The organism is Shewanella yunxiaonensis (genome assembly GCF_018223345.1).
Classification (GTDB): Bacteria; Pseudomonadota; Gammaproteobacteria; order Enterobacterales; family Shewanellaceae; genus Shewanella; species Shewanella yunxiaonensis.
Window position 1 is genome coordinate 803,618 of sequence record NZ_CP073587.1, and the last position, 17,916, is coordinate 821,533.

Genomic DNA, 17,916 nt, shown 5'->3' on the forward strand with positions numbered 1-17,916 from the left:
GCTATGACCGAAGCAATCAAGATTGTGGTACTTGATGGCTACACCCTTAACCCCGGTGATCTTTCTTGGGAACCACTGGCTAAGTTAGGCCAATTACAGGTATATGATCGCACCCCGGCCGTAGACACTGTCGCCAGAGCAAAAGGGGCGCAAATTTTACTGACCAATAAAACCGTATTGGATGCGGCGACCTTAAAGCAGTTACCAGATGCGCGTTATATTGGCGTATTGGCCACTGGTTACAATGTCGTGGATTTGAAGGCGGCAGCAGCGCAGGGAATTGTGGTGACTAACGTTCCCGCTTATGGCCCGGATGCAGTGGCGCAGATGGTTTTTGCCCACATCCTGCATCATACACAGCAGGTTGCCAGTCATCATGAAGCTGTTGCTCGTGGAGACTGGACCAATAGCATCGATTTTTGTTTTACCTTGGCACCACTGACATCGCTTAGTGGCAAAACCTTGGGCGTTGTGGGGTATGGCGATATTGGTTCTCAGGTCGTCCGCATCGGGTTGGCGCTGGGGATGAAAGTATTGCTGCACACACGCTCACCACGCTCAGGGTTGCCGGAAGGTGTCACTCAGGTGGATTTGGAGACGCTGTACCGGCAATCGGATGTTATGTCACTGCATTGCCCGTTGAGCGATACCACAGCGGGGATGATCAATAAAGAAACTATCGCGCTGATGAAGCCAGGCGCGATTCTGATCAACACTGCGCGTGGCGGTCTGGTCGATGAAGCGGCGCTGGCAGAGGCGCTACATGCTGGGCGGATTCGCGCGGGTGTTGACGTGCTGTCCAGCGAACCGCCGAAAGCTGACAATCCACTGATCACCGCGCCGAATATCAGTATTACCCCACACAGTGCTTGGGCAACAACCGAAGCGCGACAAAAGTTAATGGATATTGCCATCAATAATGTGGCGGCGTATCTGCGGGGTAAGACCCAGAATCAGGTGAACTAACACTGTTATTACGAGAACAAACGCCCGGCAATGCGGGCGTTTGTTTATGTAATACTTAGAACGTGACCTTGACGCAGGCTGCGGCGCGCAGTGCCTTTTCAATGGCGCTTTGTACATCATTATCTCGCGCTAGCGCGACTCCCAAACGACGGCGTCCATGAATTTCCGGCTTACCAAACAGGCGCAGTTGGGTATCTGGTTCTGCTAATGCTTCGGCAATACCGTCATAGCGGATATTGCAGGAATCGCCTTCACGTAGCACTACCGCCGAAGCGCTGGGGCCGTGTTGCTGAATGTTAGCAATTGGCAGCCCGAGAATCGCACGCACATGCAGCGCAAATTCGGACAGATCCTGACTGATCAAGGTAACCATTCCGGTGTCATGTGGGCGTGGGGAGACTTCCGAGAAGTAAACATCATCGCCTTTAACAAACAGCTCTACGCCGAATAAACCGTAGCCACCAAGTTCGGTCACCACCTTCTGACCAATCTCTTTGGCTTTTGCCAATGCTGACTCACTCATCATCTGCGGCTGCCAGCTTTCACGGTAGTCACCATCTTCTTGGCGATGACCTATCGGCGCACAGAAGTGAATGCCGTTAACTGCGCTGATAGTCAGCAGGGTAATCTCGTAATCAAATGGCACAAATCCTTCGACAATGACACGGCCCTGACCGGCGCGGCCACCTTGTTGAGCATATTGCCAGGCACTAGCGATTTTATCTTCACTGCGGATAATGCTCTGGCCTTTGCCGGAAGAACTCATCACTGGTTTCACAACACAAGGAATGCCAATTTGCGCTACCGCTGCCTTAAATTCGGTTTCTGTATCGCAGAAAACATATGGCGAGGTTGGCAGACCGAGTGTTTCAGCCGCAAGGCGGCGGATCCCTTCACGATCCATGGTTAACCGAGTCGCACGCGCTGTCGGCACCACATGCAGCCCTTCAGCTTCCAGCTCGACCAACGTTTGCGTGGCAATTGCTTCAATTTCCGGGATCACCAGATGCGGTTGTTCGTCGGCGATAACCTGACGCAAAGCTGCGCCATCCAACATATTGATGACGTGGAAACGGTGGGCTATCTGCATGGCCGGTGCATTCGGGTAGCGATCTACACCAATGACTTCCACACCAAGCCGTTGCAGTTCAATCGCAACTTCTTTGCCCAACTCTCCGCAGCCGAGCAACATCGCGCGCTTGGCGCCTTCACACAGGGGAGTGCCTATCATTTGTGGGTACCTTTGTGGTTATTGTGAAACGCCCTACGGCGTGATGCCCGCTAGTTTACTCATTTGCAGCGGGCGCTTGCAGCATGCTGATTGAAATGTGATGAAAATCACATAAAATTGTGAGGGTGTTTCAGCACCATCTAGGTAGCGAAAATCGCCTTTTTAAGCAACTAATGATATACCTAAACTACACTGTCATGCGGTTTTGATGTGTATAAACAGTAAAACTTACAGGTAATTGAAGCGACGAAATATGGAACAGCTGGCGTTTTTTGATATTCCCAGTCCCTGCGTTGGCATCTGTCAGTCAGATGAACGCGGCTATTGCAAAGGTTGTATGCGCAGCCGCGATGAGCGCTTTGGTTGGCTGAATTTATCTAATGCACAAAAAGCTGATGTGATCCGTCTGTGTAACGCGCGTAAGCGTCGCCGACAACTGGCGATTTTGAAACAACGTCAATTACAACAACGTGAAGAGGTGGCAGCACTGAATCAGCAGTTGCATTTTGAGGATGCAGGACGCGACAGCGAAACCCTAGATTTCAGCGATTTTAAATTGGAATAACGAGTAATTGATTCTTGGTAATGTTACGACTGGCTGATATTCACGGTTGGCGTTGTCGTGACGGGTAGCATCGCTGGCTCCAGACTGCTGCACTCCTCTTTAGCAAATATACAAACCCGATTACGACCGCGTAGTTTGGCCTGATACATGGCTTGGTCGGCATCATGCATCAGCGCTTCTAATTTGTAACTGGAACCACTGGTTTCTGCAACGCCAAAACTGGCCGTCAGACTGAAATCATAGCCGCTATCGCGGGTGTAGAGCTCAACGAGGCGTAGCCTTAAACGTTCAGCCATCTCTTTCGCCTGCATGATATTGGTCTGCGGCAACAAAACACAAAACTCTTCTCCGCCGACACGTCCTAACACATCGTTATGTCGGCATACCTGGCGACTCACTTGCGCCACATTGCGGAGTGCCCAGTCACCGGTTTTATGGCCTTTGCTGTCGTTAATCTGTTTGAAGTGATCTATATCGAACATCACGCAACTTACTGGCTCTTGATGTTGCTGACTACGTTCCAGCAGTTGATGCGCCAGCGCAGTGAAATGGGTACGGCTAAAGATATTGGTAAGGCCATCATATTCAGCCAATTTGCGAAAATGGCGTTGGTTACGCCAGGATTGTGCGGCACCAAGGATTAATAGCGCAATCACGCAAATTAGCGCCACAATCAAATCTCGTTGTGTATGGCTTTCGTTTTCCGCCAGCTTTTGTTGCAGCGTCAGTACTTTATTTTGTTGGTTCAACAAAGTAATACGATTTTGCTGCTCAATACTTTGGTGTTGTGCTAACTGATAAGCCATGGTCTTGGTTTTGATTTCATCAAGATTCGCTTTATCGGCTTCAGCGTAATTAATATATGCATCCAGGGCCGCGGCATTATCTCCGTGACTACGGTAATACTGGTACAGCACCTTGTAAGCTCTAGTCCTAGCGCCGTTCAATGGAGCTTGAGAACTTTGGACTTTTACTGCGTTATTGGCGGCTCGGAATGCTTTCCCCTGCATATTTAACTGCCAATAAGCTTCACTGAGGACGGAGTAATATTCTCCAATAGTTGGTTGATATCCCGTTTTTAACAGCAAGGGCATTTGTTGTTCTAACTTTGTGAGGGTCTCTTCTGGGTGACCATCTGATAGATAACCCTTTGCTTGAACCCCAATAATAATGCTTGCCATCAATATCTCACCATTAGCTTCACATTGGGTTATTGCATCAGAGAATGCTTGAGCAGAAGCTTTTACATGGCCTAATTGACTAGCCGCATCGAGTGCTAGTTGGGCCGCAAAACATGTTTGGCGTTCAGTCGTTGCAATTTTTTTTAGTTGTTCACTATAGGTATATCCCAGTTGATACTGACCCAGAGCATTATAAAATATTGCTGCAATCATTATAGAAAGTGATTGTAGTTGTTCATTTTTTATGGACTCCTTTTGTTTTAAAGCGTCATCTAGGTACTGAAGTCCTTCAATCCAATTCTTCAGGATCGCAAACTCATTGACAATTGAAATTTTGGCTCTGAATTTTTGTTCCTGGTCGGCATTTGATTGTAGTAAATTCTTATAAATGCTGATCGCGGCGTCGATATCTCCTTTAAAAGCGAGCTCATAACCTGAAAGATATTGTAGGTAGTATGTTTCTTGTTCTGATAGTTCGAGGCTATGTTTACGTATTTCATTCAACTTAACACTAAAGGTGCGGGGATCACTTGAACGAATTTCATCTGCGGCTTTCAGTTGCAGCATGAAGTCACTGGCTAAAGTGGAAACTGAAGCCAGTGAAAGCAACAATATTATGAGTTTGAAATAACGGTTAACCGTTAACCGCATCATCTTTTTGGGGTTGCTCATCTTCGTTTGGTTCTTCCTCATCGGGTACTGCTTGAGCACAGCATATAACAGTATTCTCGATGTTCAGTTCAGTTCTTAAACCTGTTAAGTCTCGTGTCTTTATACAGTAAATTTGTTCATCGCTTAATTCACTTTTCAGTAATAGCTGCTCAAGTTTTTCAGGCTGTAATAATGTTGCATCACTACCAAGTTTTTCCAATAAAGCGATCACATCCATCATCAGTGTTTACTCCTAATTGTATCGAATGGGATTACGTTGTTTTTATGTGCTGTCACCTTATGTATGTCTTTCCGCTGGAGTTGCTGGAGCCGCGCCCGCAGCAGTGGATTGGGGATCATCGGGGTCAAAGGTGGGATCACCAATGTGGTGTGTAGATAGATATCAGCAAATACCAATGATTTCAGCGGCGTCTGTTCCATTCGTGGGGTTTGCAATGGACTCGTTGCAGCCTCATATAACCAACAGGATGTTCCAGTGGATAATCTTGCGCGAGGATCTCCAGTAATAACCGGCGTTCAGCGGCACCAGTGGCTTCAATCCCCATGGTCAGATCACCCGCCAGACCCACCTGCCACAAAATCAGCATGGCAGTGGGATCAATCCGGCGCTTATACAGCATAAATTGGCTGGCCTCGTAATGCTGGCACCCCTGCTTGCCTGGATCCATGCCCAGATCGGCGTAAAGGCAATCTTCTGCTGAAATACCGGGGATCATTTTGGCTTCGTAGCCCAGTTCTCTGGCACGGGCGATGGCATCATGGGGCGCTTTGGCAAATACACCGGGATGACCGTAAAAAGCACCGACCACATTCTTTCCTTGCTTGACTTCATCGAGCATGGTGTCGACCATTTCGCGATAGGTAATGTGGCGAGATTTATTTTTGCCGTAGAAGGGCTGCAAACTGCGAACATCCTGATGAATTTCACGTAACCAGAGTTCGACAAATCCGTCAGAAACGCCTGAAAACACTACATCAGCGTTCTCGATGTAACTGCGACTCAGCGGGCAGATATGTGCCCCGAGCGTCATTCCTACACCTACACAATAAAGACTGCCTGTCATTATTTGTCCCGAATTTGTCCATCTTATTGGGTATTCAAGCGCATTTATATTGCTGTTTTAGTACAGCTGCCAGTCCTTTGAAAAAACTCACCGTGCATCAGCGTAGCTACCCGGACGTGTATGTGTAATGCCTCGCTTGAACGTGCTGACTATAGTTTGACAAATATGCCTGCCGGTTATCTTACTATCGTCATTTAGTTGGCATTCTAAAGAGGATGTTGTACGAAAACAATCATGCAGTTCTGAGTTAGGTAGTGCATAACAAAAAAGCGGCCAATGGGCCGCTTCTTCTCGATGTCTTAGTTTAATTAGCCTTCAAGTTTGGCTAACTCGGCTTTCTGTTCGGAGAGTTTTTCCTGATCGCGTTTGAATTCTGCTAGCTTGGCGCGTTCTTTCTCCAGCACCGCTGCAGGTGCTTTGGCGACAAAACCTTCATTACTGAGTTTGCCTTCCACCCGGGCCATTTCCTGGGTGAGTTTTTCCAGCTGCTTATCAATACGTGTCATTTCAGCGGCAACGTCGATAAGGCCTGCCATCGGGATCAACAGCTCCATTTCACCCACTAATTGCGTGGTAGACATAGGCGCAGTTTCATCGGCGGTCAGTACGCGGATAGATTCCAGTTTTGCCAGTGCCATCAAGAATGACTGATTGGCATCCAATCGCGCTTGATCTTCAACGCTGACACCACGCAGCAGCATGTTCAGTGGCTTGCCGGGGCCGATGTTGAGCTCGGCACGAATGTTACGCACCGCGGTGATCACCTGTTTCACCCATTCCAGATCCGCCTGTGTGCTTGGATTGGCTTTAGCTGACTGATATTCAGGGAAGGGCATCAACATCAGCGTTTCACCTTCAACCCCGGCCAGTGGTTTCACCCGGTGCCAGATAGTTTCGGTGATATATGGCGTCAATGGGTGCATTAAGCGCAGCAATTGTTCCAGTACGGTGACCAGTGTGTGGCGAGTACCGCGCAATTCAGCTTCGCTGCCGCTTTGCAATACCGGCTTGGTCAGCTCCAGATACCAGTCACAGAACTGGTTCCAGGTAAATTCATACAGAGTGTTGGCGGCTAGGTCGAAACGGAACGCATTGATGTGGTCATCAAAGGTTTTCACGGTTTCGTTAAACAGGCTGATGATCCAGCGATCCGCCAGTGACAGTGTCATTTCACCACCGCTTTGACCACAATCTTGCTCTTCGGTGTTCATCAACACATAGCGCGAGGCGTTCCACAGCTTGTTGCAGAAGCTGCGATAGCCGTCAAGACGCTTCATATCCCAGTTGATGTCGCGGCCGGTTGACGCCATGGCGGCTAAAGTAAAGCGCAGCGCGTCTGTACCGTGGGCTTCAATGCCATCGGCAAACTCTTTGCGGGTACTCTTTTCAATCTTGGCGGCCAACTGTGGCTGCATCATGTTGCCGGTACGTTTTTGGACTAGCGATTCCAGATCGATACCGTCGATCATATCCAGCGGGTCCAGCACGTTGCCCTTGGATTTGGACATCTTGTTGCCTTGTTCATCACGGATAAGGCCGGTGACATACACGGTTTTGAACGGCACCTGCGGCTTGCCATCTTCGTCTTTGATGAAGTACATGGTCATCATGATCATGCGCGCCACCCAGAAGAAGATGATGTCAAAGCCGGTCACCAGCACATCTGAGGGATGGAAGGTTTTCAGTTCAGGTGTTGGTTCTGGCCAGCCGAGGGTGGAGAAGGTCCACAGCGCAGAGCTGAACCAGGTATCCAATACGTCATCATCTTGGCGCAGTGCAATGCTGTCAGCCAGTTGGTATTCGGCGCGAATTTCTGCTTCGTTGCGGCCGACGTAAACATTGCCTGCTTCGTCATACCAGGCCGGAATACGGTGGCCCCACCATAATTGACGGGAGATACACCAGTCCTGAATGTCGCGCATCCAGGAGAAATACATGTTCTCATACTGCTGCGGCACAAATTTGATATCACCGTTTTCTACGGCTTCAATGGCCGTTTTTGCTAGCGGCTTAACCGAAACATACCATTGGTCAGTCAGCAACGGTTCGATTACCACGCCGGAACGGTCGCCATAAGGCACCTTCAGGGCGTGAGGTTCGATTTTTTCCAGTAGACCCAGGGTTTCAAACTCGGCCACCACAGCGTCACGGGCTTTGAAGCGTTCCAGTCCAGCGTAGCGTTCTGGCAGGCTGTTATCCAGCGTGGTGTTCTGGCTGCCATCGCTGTTCAGTACCTCAGCAATACTGCGGATATCGCCGTTGAGGGTCATGATGCTAAACATCGGCAGATTATGGCGTTTGCCGACTTCATAGTCATTGAAATCGTGCGCTGGGGTAATCTTCACGCAACCAGTACCAAATTCACGATCGACATATTCATCAGCAATGATCGGAATGCGGCGATTGACGATAGGCAGGATGATTTCTTTGCCGATAAGCGATGCATAACGCTCATCTTCTGGATGCACCGCCACGGCACTATCACCGAGCATGGTTTCCGGGCGGGTAGTGGCAACAATCAGATAATCTTTGCCATCGGCGGTCAGCGCATCACCCGCTAGTGGATAACGGAAGTGCCACATGTGGCCCTGTTTTTCTTTGTTTTCCACTTCCAGATCGGAAATCGCAGTGTGCAGTTTCGGGTCCCAGTTCACCAGGCGTTTGCCACGGTAAATCAGATTGTCTTTGTAGAGACGGACAAACACTTCCTGTACCGCTTTTGACAGGCCAGCGTCCATGGTGAAACGTTCACGATCCCAGTCAACAGACGCGCCCATACGGCGTAACTGTTTGGTGATGGTCCCGCCAGATTGTTCCTTCCATTCCCAGACTTTGTCGATAAAGGCATCACGGCCCAAGTCATGGCGGCTCTTGCCTTGTTCGGCTTCCAGCTTGCGCTCAACCAGCATCTGGGTGGCAATACCCGCGTGGTCAGTTCCCACTTGCCACAGGGTATTTTTCCCTTTCATGCGCTGATAACGGATCAGCGTGTCCATGATGGTGTCCTGGAACGCATGGCCCATGTGCAGACTGCCGGTGACGTTTGGCGGCGGGATCATGATGCTGTAGTTGCCTTTGCTGCTGTCGCCGCTGGGTTTGAAATAGCCTTTCTCTTCCCAGATTTGGTAAAGGGCCTGCTCAATCGACTTGGGGTTATATGTTTTTTCCATGGGAACCAGTTTTCTCAAACAAAATTAATGGGTTGTGTTGCTAAATCTTGAGTGTTGAGCGCTATGCCCTGAGTGCGATATTGGCGGTAACGCGCTCGCGCTTGCTGTTTTTGTGCTTCATCACCCGCAACAAAATCAATGATCTGGCTGAAGTTGCCCGCAAATGCTGGGACCTCGCTTGCCAGATTGATCAGCACTGGCCGCCGCACATTGGGGCCAAGTCTGTCAAAACCTATCTCTACCGGCGCACCGTTTTTTGGCCCTTCTCCTTTGAGGTTATGGGGCACAAATGCGGTGGGTTCAAATTGCCACAGCAACTCATCAACCTGATACGCCTGCTGCTGATCTTCACAATGCACATATAGCCATTGCCCCTGCTGAAAATACTGCTGTGCCAAACGGCAGGCCAGTAGCGACACCTGTTCGCTGACATTGGCGGCCGGATTTGCGGGCAGCAGATAAAACAGTGCTTGGCTCATGTATCAGCAATGCCTTTGGAGATCCATTCGGGAATGGGGGATTCTACACCAAAGGGGGTGATAGGTTAAAGGTTAACAAAGAGTTGAATGTGGGAATCTGCCGCCGGTCCTATCGCAAACGTTTTTCGGGAAGCAGAACTGCGGGTCGGTGGCGATAAATGCGCGACTAACCCGCAGTAAACCGCCGTCAGCGTGCGGCGGCCGGCGTCAGTACTAACTTATGGCTACCGTTGCCTGCTGGCACAAAATCAGCAAAGTTTTGCACCGCATCCAGTGTATCTTCATGATGGTGGGTGACATACAGCAACTGACTGATATTACTGGCGGCGATGCGATTTAGGGCATGAAACACCAGCTTGCGGTTGAGGTAGTCCAGCCCCTGATAGGGTTCATCAAGGATTAACAGCGCTGGCTGTTTGATCAGCGCCCGGGCGATCAGCAACAGTCGTTGTTGACCATAATCCAGTGAGCGGAAGCCCGTCTTGGCAAAGTCACTCATCTCCAGCATTTCCAGCCAGGTTTGCGCATTGCTGATTTGTAACGCAGAGGGTTTCTGGTACAGACCGATGGAATCAAAATAACCCGAGAGTAGGACTTCTAAGGCGCTGCAGTTAACCCGGTATTGCAGATGCAGTGACGAAGACACGACGCCGATATTCTTTTTAATTTCCCAGATGCTTTCCCCGCTACCGCGTTTAACGCCAAGAATGGTGATGTCATTGCTGTAGCACTGCGGATGATCACCCAGGATCAGCCCTAGCAGGGTACTTTTGCCCGCCCCATTGGGACCGCGTAATTGCCAGTGTTCACCGCGGTTAATCGTCCAGTTTACATGTTCAAAAATCAGAGAATCGGTGTAAGCCACTCTTACGTCATTTAACTGCACCAGCGGATTGGGATAATTAGCATGATCTTGCTGCTTTAGCAGCGCCAGCATCCGTGCACTTTTCTCTTCAGATAACGCCTGCATCTGCGCCAGTAACGGATGCTGTTGCCATTCTTCACGGCTCAGCGTTTGTGTCAGCTGGTGGTCATCAAACAACGCCATATGGCTGATAAAGGCAGGCAGTTCATCTTCACGACTGGTGAGCAGCAGCAACTGCGTATGCTTGGCGAGCGTTTGCAACAGTTTGGTCAATGCGGCGCGATGGGCAACGTCGAGTCCGGCATAAGGCTCATCCAGGATCAACCATTGCGGTTGACCGGCAATGGCTTTTGCCAGCATTAAGCGCCGGGTTTCACCGGTAGATAACAGGCGAAAACCACGATCTTTGAGATGGGTTAGGTCGGTGATCGCTAATAGCTCGGGTAGTGTCTGCAGATCACAACCATTATCCAGCAAGATCTGCGATACAGTGTCGCCGCTTTGCATGTCGCTTTCATCTTCTGCAATCTGTTGATCCAATAGTTTTTGTTGCTGTTGCAGCGACACACAAGCCACGCTGGCGGGTAGTCCTTCAATCGTACCTTTATGTGGTGTTAACTCACCACTGAGCAGCCCGACGAGCAGTTCGGCTGCCTGGCCTTGTCCGGCAAACACGCCCCAGTGTTCACCCGCGGCAATGTGCCACTCTTCAATAAACAGTTTGCTGGAAGCGGTTTGGTATTTCAGATTCTGAATAAGCATTTGGTTGTGAAAGTTAACGATTACGACAGCAGGGTTTCCATACTGCAATAATCGCTTAGCGAATGCCAGCACTTAACGTGGCGTTTAGTCTCAGCTACCGGATTTTGTCTGGTATTCTGCCGCTGTTGCGATATATGGCATTGAAGCGGTGACCGGGCCGATATTCCACCGCAGGTTATAAGCGGCATGAGTCGGGATTTGAGTAGTAAACGGTGCTGGTGCAGTGGTTGACCACATGGTATGCACACCAATGGTATCTTGCCAAGCTCAGGCGGTGCCGCCTGCATAGCGCAAGCTGATACTGTAAATTTGCTTTGGATTGTGCTGCTTAAGCCCTTGTCCCATGAATATTGCGCGGGGATCCCATGTGGTACCAGGCGTCATGCTTTGCATGATAATCCCCCGAATAAGTCAGCAGTTTCTGCCCGTGATAGTCATCCATAATATTTTGTGCCATTACTGCATCGCGGTCGTCGGCGGGACTGTTAAACAGCAATATGGAGCGTTGCGGATAGGTCTGTCTAGCATCTATGAGTTTCTCCAGCAACTGATACATCGCTTTACTGCTGTGGCCATCATGGGAACCTTGCGACTCTTTATCTACTGCCAACCACTGCTGTAGTGAATTTTATTCGTGAGCGTTATGCCTTTGATAGCCGTCAGCTCTAAGCCGACAGTAATTGCTTTTGGATTGTCGGCCAACGCTGCACAGACGACATCGTAAAAAGCCTGCGGTGCTTCGTTAGTCCCATCATATTCACCTATCATCACAATCTGATGTTGATGTACCGCATCAGCAACCGCTTTGGGCAGCGGATTACAGGCATAGGCCGCATGGTTACTGCACAAAATGGCAGCGATGATGAGTCCTTTTAGGTAGTTCATTAATGCGTTCCTTCGGCATGAGCTGTTACTGGCAGCCTTTAATATTTTTATGTGGTGGTAACGCAGCGACTGTTGTTTTTATGGACAATGTTCGGAAAACAAAAAATGCTATAAAGATCAATGAACTGTTATGGTATGAATTCAAGTTAAGTATGCCAATTGCTCAAATTACTGAGCAGCAGTTGCGCCTTCTGCTGAACTGGCCGATTTGGGTAGCAGGCCACTCACATCATTAATATTACGGTCGGTAGCGGGCAGGATGTCATCGCCGGTTAACGGTTTGCCATCATCACCACGCGCCAGCAGTTGGTAGTGCTCACTATCCAGCCGCTGATAATAAAAATCCTCCTGGCTGTTTTTAAAAGAGGTGTCCTGTAGTGATACCTTACTTAGCGGAAAGGCTTGTCGCAGTGCTGGTAATGACGGCGGATATTCACCATGGCGAAATCGGTATAACTCTACTTGTGAGTAAAGGGTATTTAGATTGTCCTGTAACTGCTGAGTTTGGCGCTGTTCGTTGTCATTGCCGCTAATGTTGGTTTTATGAAGCACCAGATACAAATAACCGTTAGTACTGAGCAGGGCGACTAAGCCGATAAGTGCCAGGCGTTTTCCTCCTGGGCGGGAAGTTAACAGCCCCCAAATCAATGCAATAACCGCAAAAGGGATCCCCAATAACGGAATAAAGCCGATGCCACTGAGGAGGTAAGGAAAAACACCCAAAGGTTGTTGATTATTTTCTACCGGTTTCAGCAAGGCAAGATCGATATCAACGCAGTCCGGTACTGCCTCGTGTTCATATGTCGTTTGCCCTGATGCCGGCGGGGAAGGGGGAGCATCCGCGTCAACTGGCGGCGTGTTTGACATTGGCGAATACCGTTGCAATAACCGCTGTCTGACAGCGTGGTAGCGTTCGGGGTATTGCTCACTATCGATGTGCTCAAACACATCTTCCAGTTCTTCGGTGCTGTAGTGACGGTAATTGGGTTCCATCCTGATAGTCACAATTTAGGCGAGTGGTGAAGCTGCCATTCATCATCATGTGGTTGATATACAACAATTTGCAACGGAATTATATCAATAAAAAGAGGTGCCGTTGGCACCTCTTGTCTTGTTAGTTTTACAGCGTGAGGCTGTTATTGCTGCGATCAGCATCCGGCAACTTATGATCCGGATCTAAAGTAGCGTTTTTCACTGCTTTGGTTACCGGTAACACCACGGTTGGCGTACCGGAGCGCATCCAGCTTTCAACGGGGATCCGGAAGTTCTCACTGGTGCCATCGGTGTATTGCAGACGTAAGGTGGCTGGCATTACCAGTTTCTGGTTGCTGATAAAGCTCACCGCAGTGCCCTTGCCTTTCTTGTCATCAACGGCTTTGACCGCAGTGATCCCCATATCTAATTGCCAGTTGTTGAGATACCAACCGCGCCACCACCAGGACAAATCTTCTCCTGCAGCACTTTCCATAAAGCGGAAGAAATCTGAAGGGGATGGGTGTTTGTAAGCCCAAGTGGCAATGTACTGTTTGAATGCCGGGTCAAAGCGTTCCGGGCCGAGGATCTGTTCACGCAACAGCACCAGTCCCAAAGCCCCTTTAAAGTAGGGAACCGGATGACGGTATTTCTCGGCAGTGGCTTCAGCCGGTGCCATCAGTGTCGGTGCTTCAGGATCTGCCAGCACCGGCAGAATTTCATCCACGGGATTGCCACCTTTGGGTGCATATTCACCGTCACGTTTTGGCGCAAATTCTCCGTGATTAAACGCGTCGGAAGCGTAAACGTCGATAAAGGTGTTAAAACCTTCATCCATAAAGGCATAGCGACGTTCATTTGAACCCACAATCATCGGGAACCAGCTATGCCCGATTTCATGGGCAGTGATCCAAAACAGGAATTCATCATGATCACGCATACCATCAAACACAATGCCAGGATATTCCATGCCTGCACCGTGACCGCCCAGATTGACAGCTACCGGCCAAGGATAAGGATACCACTGAGAAAAGTGCTCAATCACGCCTTTGACATACTCAGTCGAACGGTCCCATTTTTTTGCGCCAGCGGCTTCAGGTGGGTAGGCAGACATGGCTAATGAGGTCTTACCGTTCGGCAGATTGATACGGGCAGCATCGATGACAAACGCAGGCGATGCGGCAAATGCCACGTCACGGGTATGTTCCATCCGGAAATGCCAGTCAAGATTGCCATGATTAACTGGACGGCTGTCGGCACTTTCCACTTCATCTGCGCGACGGATATAAACCGTTTTATCGCTTGCTTCGGCTTGTTTTAGGCGTTGTTGCTCGGTCTTTGTCAGCACATCTTTCGGGTTGATGAGCTTACCGGAACCTACCACCCAGTAATTCCACGGTACGGTTACGGTGTAATCAATGGTGCCGTATTCCAGATAAAATTCAGAGCCGATATAAGGGTTGTTGTTCCAGCCATGAAGATCGTCATAGACCGCCATCCGCGGGAACCACTGTGCCACTTCAAAAATTTTACCTTTTTCTGAAGGGGTCACTGCCGTGCGGCCGCCCCAGGTACCGGGCATTTGATAGCTGTAGTTGATCTCCAGTTGCAATTTGCCCCCCTTGGCTGCGAGGGGTTCACTCAAGTCGACTCGCATACGGGTGTCATCGACCAGAAATTTAGCGTCGTAGCTTTCGCCATCAAGGCGCACGGTAACTTTATCGAGCTGATAACCATCAGTGAAACTGCCGCGACGCCACTCGGTTGCCATGGTAGAACGGCTGTCTTTACGGTACATGTTCTGATCCAGCTGTATCCAGAGTTCTGGCAGTGCATCAGGACTGTTGTTGGTGTAGGTAATAACTTCTGTACCATGGATAGTGTCATGGTCAGTATCGATAGTGGCATGAAGTTTATAGTCGACCCGGTTTTGCCAGAACATGGCCCCAGGCTTTCCTGCACCACTGCGAATAGCGGTCGCCGGACTTGGCATGGACAGTGGAGCAAACAGGGTTTGAGGGTTATAGGTAGAAGAGTTCTGGGCATCTGGCGCGGCAACGGCCAACGTCGAACAGCCCGCCATAAATACGGCGGTTGCCCTGAGCCAATTAAGCATAACGGTTCCTTTATTGTTGTTTTCAGCAGACAAACTCAACTGACAGCGGAGGTGATTCAGTTGAAGCTAACAGACCTCATAACATAACAACTGACGCGGCACTAGACGAGAGTCTTAATGACGTTGCCCGGTAATCTTTACACAGGGAATTGTTACAAAACTTATTCAGTACTGTTATCAGGCATAACGGCGGTAGTTTGGGTTATTTATTGGATAAGATTTTGGCGTGTTTGCGGGTCTTGCAGCAGCCATTCATTCGCTGCATTGGCTTCAATCACTTCCTGCAATTGAAATTGCTTGTAGTAGCCTGCTGCAATGAAAGGATCGGCTTTAATGAGCTGCTCTGCGGTTTGCCTGTCACTGCATTCCAGTAATTGCATGGCACCCTGATTGTTGGCAAATGGCCCACAGCAACGCAATACGCCCCTGTTGCTAAGAGATTGTAGATGGTTTACATGCGCCTGTAATAACTCAGTGGTCAGGCTTTCCGCTTTCTTATCTGAAAATAACGCCAGAAAACACGTCATAGTACCTTCCTGATTTGTTAATGATGCTTGTTACAGTACTGCCGATTCGCGGCGTAAACAATAACGCCCCCGTTGTGGAGGCGTTATTCAGGTACGGTGCAGCACCCAGTTAGTCAGTACTTACCAATAATGGTGCGTGGCAGCTCTTTTGGATCACTACTGCCACCGATTTTGAGGTCGGAGTTTCACTGCGATCACCAAAACTATCCAGTGGGATCAAGGCGTTGGCTTCTGGGAAATAGGCTGCCAGATTACCTCGGGCGATTTCATGGGGGACAACTTTAAAGGCATAAATATGCCGCGCAATATCATCGTGCCAGAGACTGGTGATATCCACCAAATCGCCAGTGTTTAGTCCTAACTGCTGCATGTCTTGCGGATTGACAAACACCACATTGCGTTCGCCGAAAACACTGCGGTAGCGGTCATCGTAACCATAGATAGTCGTGTTGTACTGATCGTGTGAGCGCATGGTTTGCAGCAGGAATATTTGCTGGCCGTTAGTCTTGGCCTTGGGCAGAGGCACTATGGCGTCTGGCAAGGGATAACTTAACATCTGGGCTTTACCGGATACGGTGTGCCACTGGCGTTCACGGGCGGAATTGCCCAGATAAAATCCCCCCGGCGCATTCAGCCGCTGATTAAATTGACTGAATCCGGGGATCACCTGTTCAATCAGATCGCGGATGCGATCATAGTTATCTGTCAGTGCTTGCCAGTCTACCGGGGTGTGTTCTCCCAAGGTTGCTTTCGCTATGCCAGCCACAATCGCGATTTCGGAACGGATATCTTCATCTCGCATATCCACTTTTCCAGCAGAACCGTGCACCATCGAAAACGAGTCTTCCACGGTAATTTGCTGTGGGCCGGCCGCTTGCAGATCGATATCAGTCCGACCTAGACAGGGGAGAATGAGTGCGTTTTGCCCCGGATTGACGTGGGTTCGGTTAAGCTTGGTAGCAATATTCACGGTGAGCGCTGCACCTCGCATGGCGCTAGCCACTCTGCTGGTATCGGGCGCTGCCGCTACCAGATTGCCACCAAGACCAATAAATACTTTGCTGTCACCGCGGCGCAGCGCTTCCAGTGCGGCGACCACACCATGCCCCGGCTTCCGTGGTGGCGCAAAGCCAAAAACCTGTTCCATTTTGTCGAGAAACGCCGCGGTAGGTTTCTCATTAATGCCAACTGTTCTGTCTCCCTGAACATTGGAGTGACCCCGTACCGGACATAATCCCGCGCCTTCTTTTCCTACCTGACCAAACAGTAATTGCAGATTCACCAGTTCCTGAATGGTTTGTACAGAATGTTTGTGTTGGGTCACGCCCATGGCCCAGGTGACGATCACGCTGTCGGCCGCCTGATAAATATCGGCCGCCTGAGTGATCTGCTGTTGGCTGAGACCGGATTGTTGTTCAATCTGCTGCCAGGAAGTGGCATCTACCTGCGCCAGATAAGCATCAATCCCTTGCGTATGTTGTTCAATAAAAGGCAGATCAAACACAGTATTACCGCTAGCCACCGCGTCTCGATGACGGGCTAGCAAAACCTTAACCATGCCGCGCACAGCCGCCATATCGCCACCCAGTTTAGGAATAAAATAATCACTGGTGGTGGGGGTATAGCCGTTGCTAAGCATCTCCAGCGGGTCCTGCGGGTTAGTAAACCGCTCCAGACCACGTTCCTTCAAATTGTTAAAAGCAACAATACGAGCGCCACGTTTATAGGCACTTGCGAGCGTTTCCAGCATTCGTGGATGGTTGGTGCCGGGATTTTGCCCAAACAGAAAGATCGCATCGGCCTTTTCAAAATCTTCAATGCGGGTAGTGCCTTTGCCAACACCTATGGCTTCTGCGAGTCCGACACTGGTGGCCTCATGGCACATATTGGAGCAATCTGGAAAATTATTAGTGCCATAGCGGCGGGCAAATAGTTGATACAGGAAGGCAGCCTCATTACTGGCGCGGCCAGAGGTGTAAAATTCTGCCTGATCCGGATTATCCAGGGCATTCAGATGTTGCGCAATAAATGCAAAAGCGTCGTCCCAGCTGATCGCCTCATAATGATCTGTCGCTGCGTTGTAACATACTGGCTCACTCAGTCGCCCCTGAAATTCCAGCCAATAATCACTTTGTTTATTGAGCCAACTGACGCTGTGTTCTGCAAAAAATTTGCTATCAACGCGCTTAGAAGTGGCTTCCCAGTTGACGGCTTTGGCACCATTTTCACAAAAGCGGAAGTGACCGGGCACTCCTTTTTCACCCCAGGCACAGCCTGGACAATCAAACCCATGATCCTGATTCGTCCGTAATAGATTCATCAGATTCTTGGCTACGTTTTCACTTTTCAGCAGGTGTTCCGTGGTGGCTTTCAACGCCCCCCAACCACCGGCAGAGCCCGAATATTCTTTGTAACTCATTATCGCCTCATCTCGCAGTGTCGGGCACTGCAGTCGTGGCCC

General features: G+C 49.7%; 16 protein-coding genes. 2 read left to right on the top strand and 14 right to left on the bottom strand.

Annotation, left to right across the window (positions count from 1 at the left end; genetic code table 11):
• Window positions 1-15: 15 nt before the first annotated feature.
• Window positions 16-966: a D-2-hydroxyacid dehydrogenase gene (locus tag KDN34_RS03830; RefSeq protein ID WP_212596518.1), complete on the top strand. Its 951-nt coding sequence runs from the start codon at window positions 16-18 to the stop codon at window positions 964-966.
• A 55-nt stretch (window positions 967-1,021) separates the two neighbouring features.
• On the opposite strand, the gene purT is transcribed toward KDN34_RS03830, so the two are convergent.
• The gene (gene purT, locus KDN34_RS03835; protein WP_212595607.1) at window positions 1,022-2,197 is read right to left on the bottom strand and encodes a formate-dependent phosphoribosylglycinamide formyltransferase; all 1,176 of its coding nucleotides are present in this window, start codon (window positions 2,195-2,197) and stop codon (window positions 1,022-1,024) included.
• 253 nt (window positions 2,198-2,450) lie between these two features.
• Between purT and KDN34_RS03840 the strand changes: the two genes are divergently transcribed.
• Complete coding sequence (locus KDN34_RS03840) at window positions 2,451-2,762, top strand: DUF1289 domain-containing protein (RefSeq protein ID WP_212595608.1); 312 nt, start codon at window positions 2,451-2,453, stop codon at window positions 2,760-2,762.
• Between the two features lie 23 nt (window positions 2,763-2,785).
• Here KDN34_RS03840 and KDN34_RS03845 read toward each other — a convergent pair whose 3' ends face one another.
• The 13 genes from KDN34_RS03845 to KDN34_RS03905 all read right to left on the bottom strand — a co-directional run bounded on the left by KDN34_RS03845 (window position 2,786) and on the right by KDN34_RS03905 (window position 17,874).
• Window positions 2,786-4,615 (bottom strand): tetratricopeptide repeat-containing diguanylate cyclase, encoded by a 1,830-nt coding sequence (locus KDN34_RS03845; RefSeq protein ID WP_212595609.1) that lies wholly within the window; start codon window positions 4,613-4,615, stop codon window positions 2,786-2,788.
• The gene (locus KDN34_RS03850; protein ID WP_212595610.1) at window positions 4,578-4,835 is read right to left on the bottom strand and encodes a hypothetical protein; all 258 of its coding nucleotides are present in this window, start codon (window positions 4,833-4,835) and stop codon (window positions 4,578-4,580) included. Before KDN34_RS03850 ends, KDN34_RS03845 begins: the two co-directional genes overlap by 38 nt.
• Window positions 4,836-5,016: 181 nt before the next feature.
• Entirely contained in the window at window positions 5,017-5,679 is a 663-nt protein-coding gene (locus tag KDN34_RS03855) for an SAM-dependent methyltransferase (RefSeq protein ID WP_228730414.1), read from the bottom strand.
• A 308-nt stretch (window positions 5,680-5,987) separates the two neighbouring features.
• Window positions 5,988-8,849 carry a valine--tRNA ligase gene (locus KDN34_RS03860; RefSeq protein WP_212595611.1) on the bottom strand — a complete coding sequence of 954 codons (2,862 nt, stop codon included), beginning with the start codon at window positions 8,847-8,849 and terminating at the stop codon, window positions 5,988-5,990.
• Window positions 8,850-8,863: 14 nt separating this feature from the next.
• Window positions 8,864-9,328, bottom strand: a complete 465-nt coding sequence (locus KDN34_RS03865; RefSeq protein WP_212595612.1) for a DNA polymerase III subunit chi — start codon at window positions 9,326-9,328, stop codon at window positions 8,864-8,866.
• 187 nt (window positions 9,329-9,515) lie between these two features.
• On the bottom strand, window positions 9,516-10,955 hold the full coding sequence (locus KDN34_RS03870; RefSeq protein WP_212595613.1) for an ATP-binding cassette domain-containing protein: 1,440 nt from the start codon (window positions 10,953-10,955) through the stop codon (window positions 9,516-9,518).
• Between the two features lie 90 nt (window positions 10,956-11,045).
• On the bottom strand, window positions 11,046-11,192 hold the full coding sequence (locus KDN34_RS03875; RefSeq protein WP_212595614.1) for a hypothetical protein: 147 nt from the start codon (window positions 11,190-11,192) through the stop codon (window positions 11,046-11,048).
• 91 nt (window positions 11,193-11,283) lie between these two features.
• The gene (locus KDN34_RS03880; protein WP_212595615.1) at window positions 11,284-11,565 is read right to left on the bottom strand and encodes a hypothetical protein; all 282 of its coding nucleotides are present in this window, start codon (window positions 11,563-11,565) and stop codon (window positions 11,284-11,286) included.
• Window positions 11,556-11,840: a hypothetical protein gene (locus tag KDN34_RS03885; RefSeq protein ID WP_212595616.1), complete on the bottom strand. Its 285-nt coding sequence runs from the start codon at window positions 11,838-11,840 to the stop codon at window positions 11,556-11,558. The genes KDN34_RS03880 and KDN34_RS03885 overlap by 10 nt, the downstream gene beginning before the upstream one ends.
• A 168-nt stretch (window positions 11,841-12,008) precedes the next feature.
• On the bottom strand, window positions 12,009-12,833 hold the full coding sequence (locus KDN34_RS03890) for a hypothetical protein (RefSeq protein ID WP_212595617.1): 825 nt from the start codon (window positions 12,831-12,833) through the stop codon (window positions 12,009-12,011).
• 127 nt (window positions 12,834-12,960) lie between these two features.
• Window positions 12,961-14,928 (bottom strand): M1 family metallopeptidase, encoded by a 1,968-nt coding sequence (locus tag KDN34_RS03895; RefSeq protein ID WP_212595618.1) that lies wholly within the window; start codon window positions 14,926-14,928, stop codon window positions 12,961-12,963.
• 206 nt (window positions 14,929-15,134) lie between these two features.
• On the bottom strand, window positions 15,135-15,455 hold the full coding sequence (locus KDN34_RS03900; protein ID WP_212595619.1) for a YciI family protein: 321 nt from the start codon (window positions 15,453-15,455) through the stop codon (window positions 15,135-15,137).
• A gap of 109 nt (window positions 15,456-15,564) precedes the next feature.
• Complete coding sequence (locus KDN34_RS03905; protein ID WP_212595620.1) at window positions 15,565-17,874, bottom strand: FdhF/YdeP family oxidoreductase; 2,310 nt, start codon at window positions 17,872-17,874, stop codon at window positions 15,565-15,567.
• Between the last annotated feature and the right edge of the window lie 42 nt (window positions 17,875-17,916).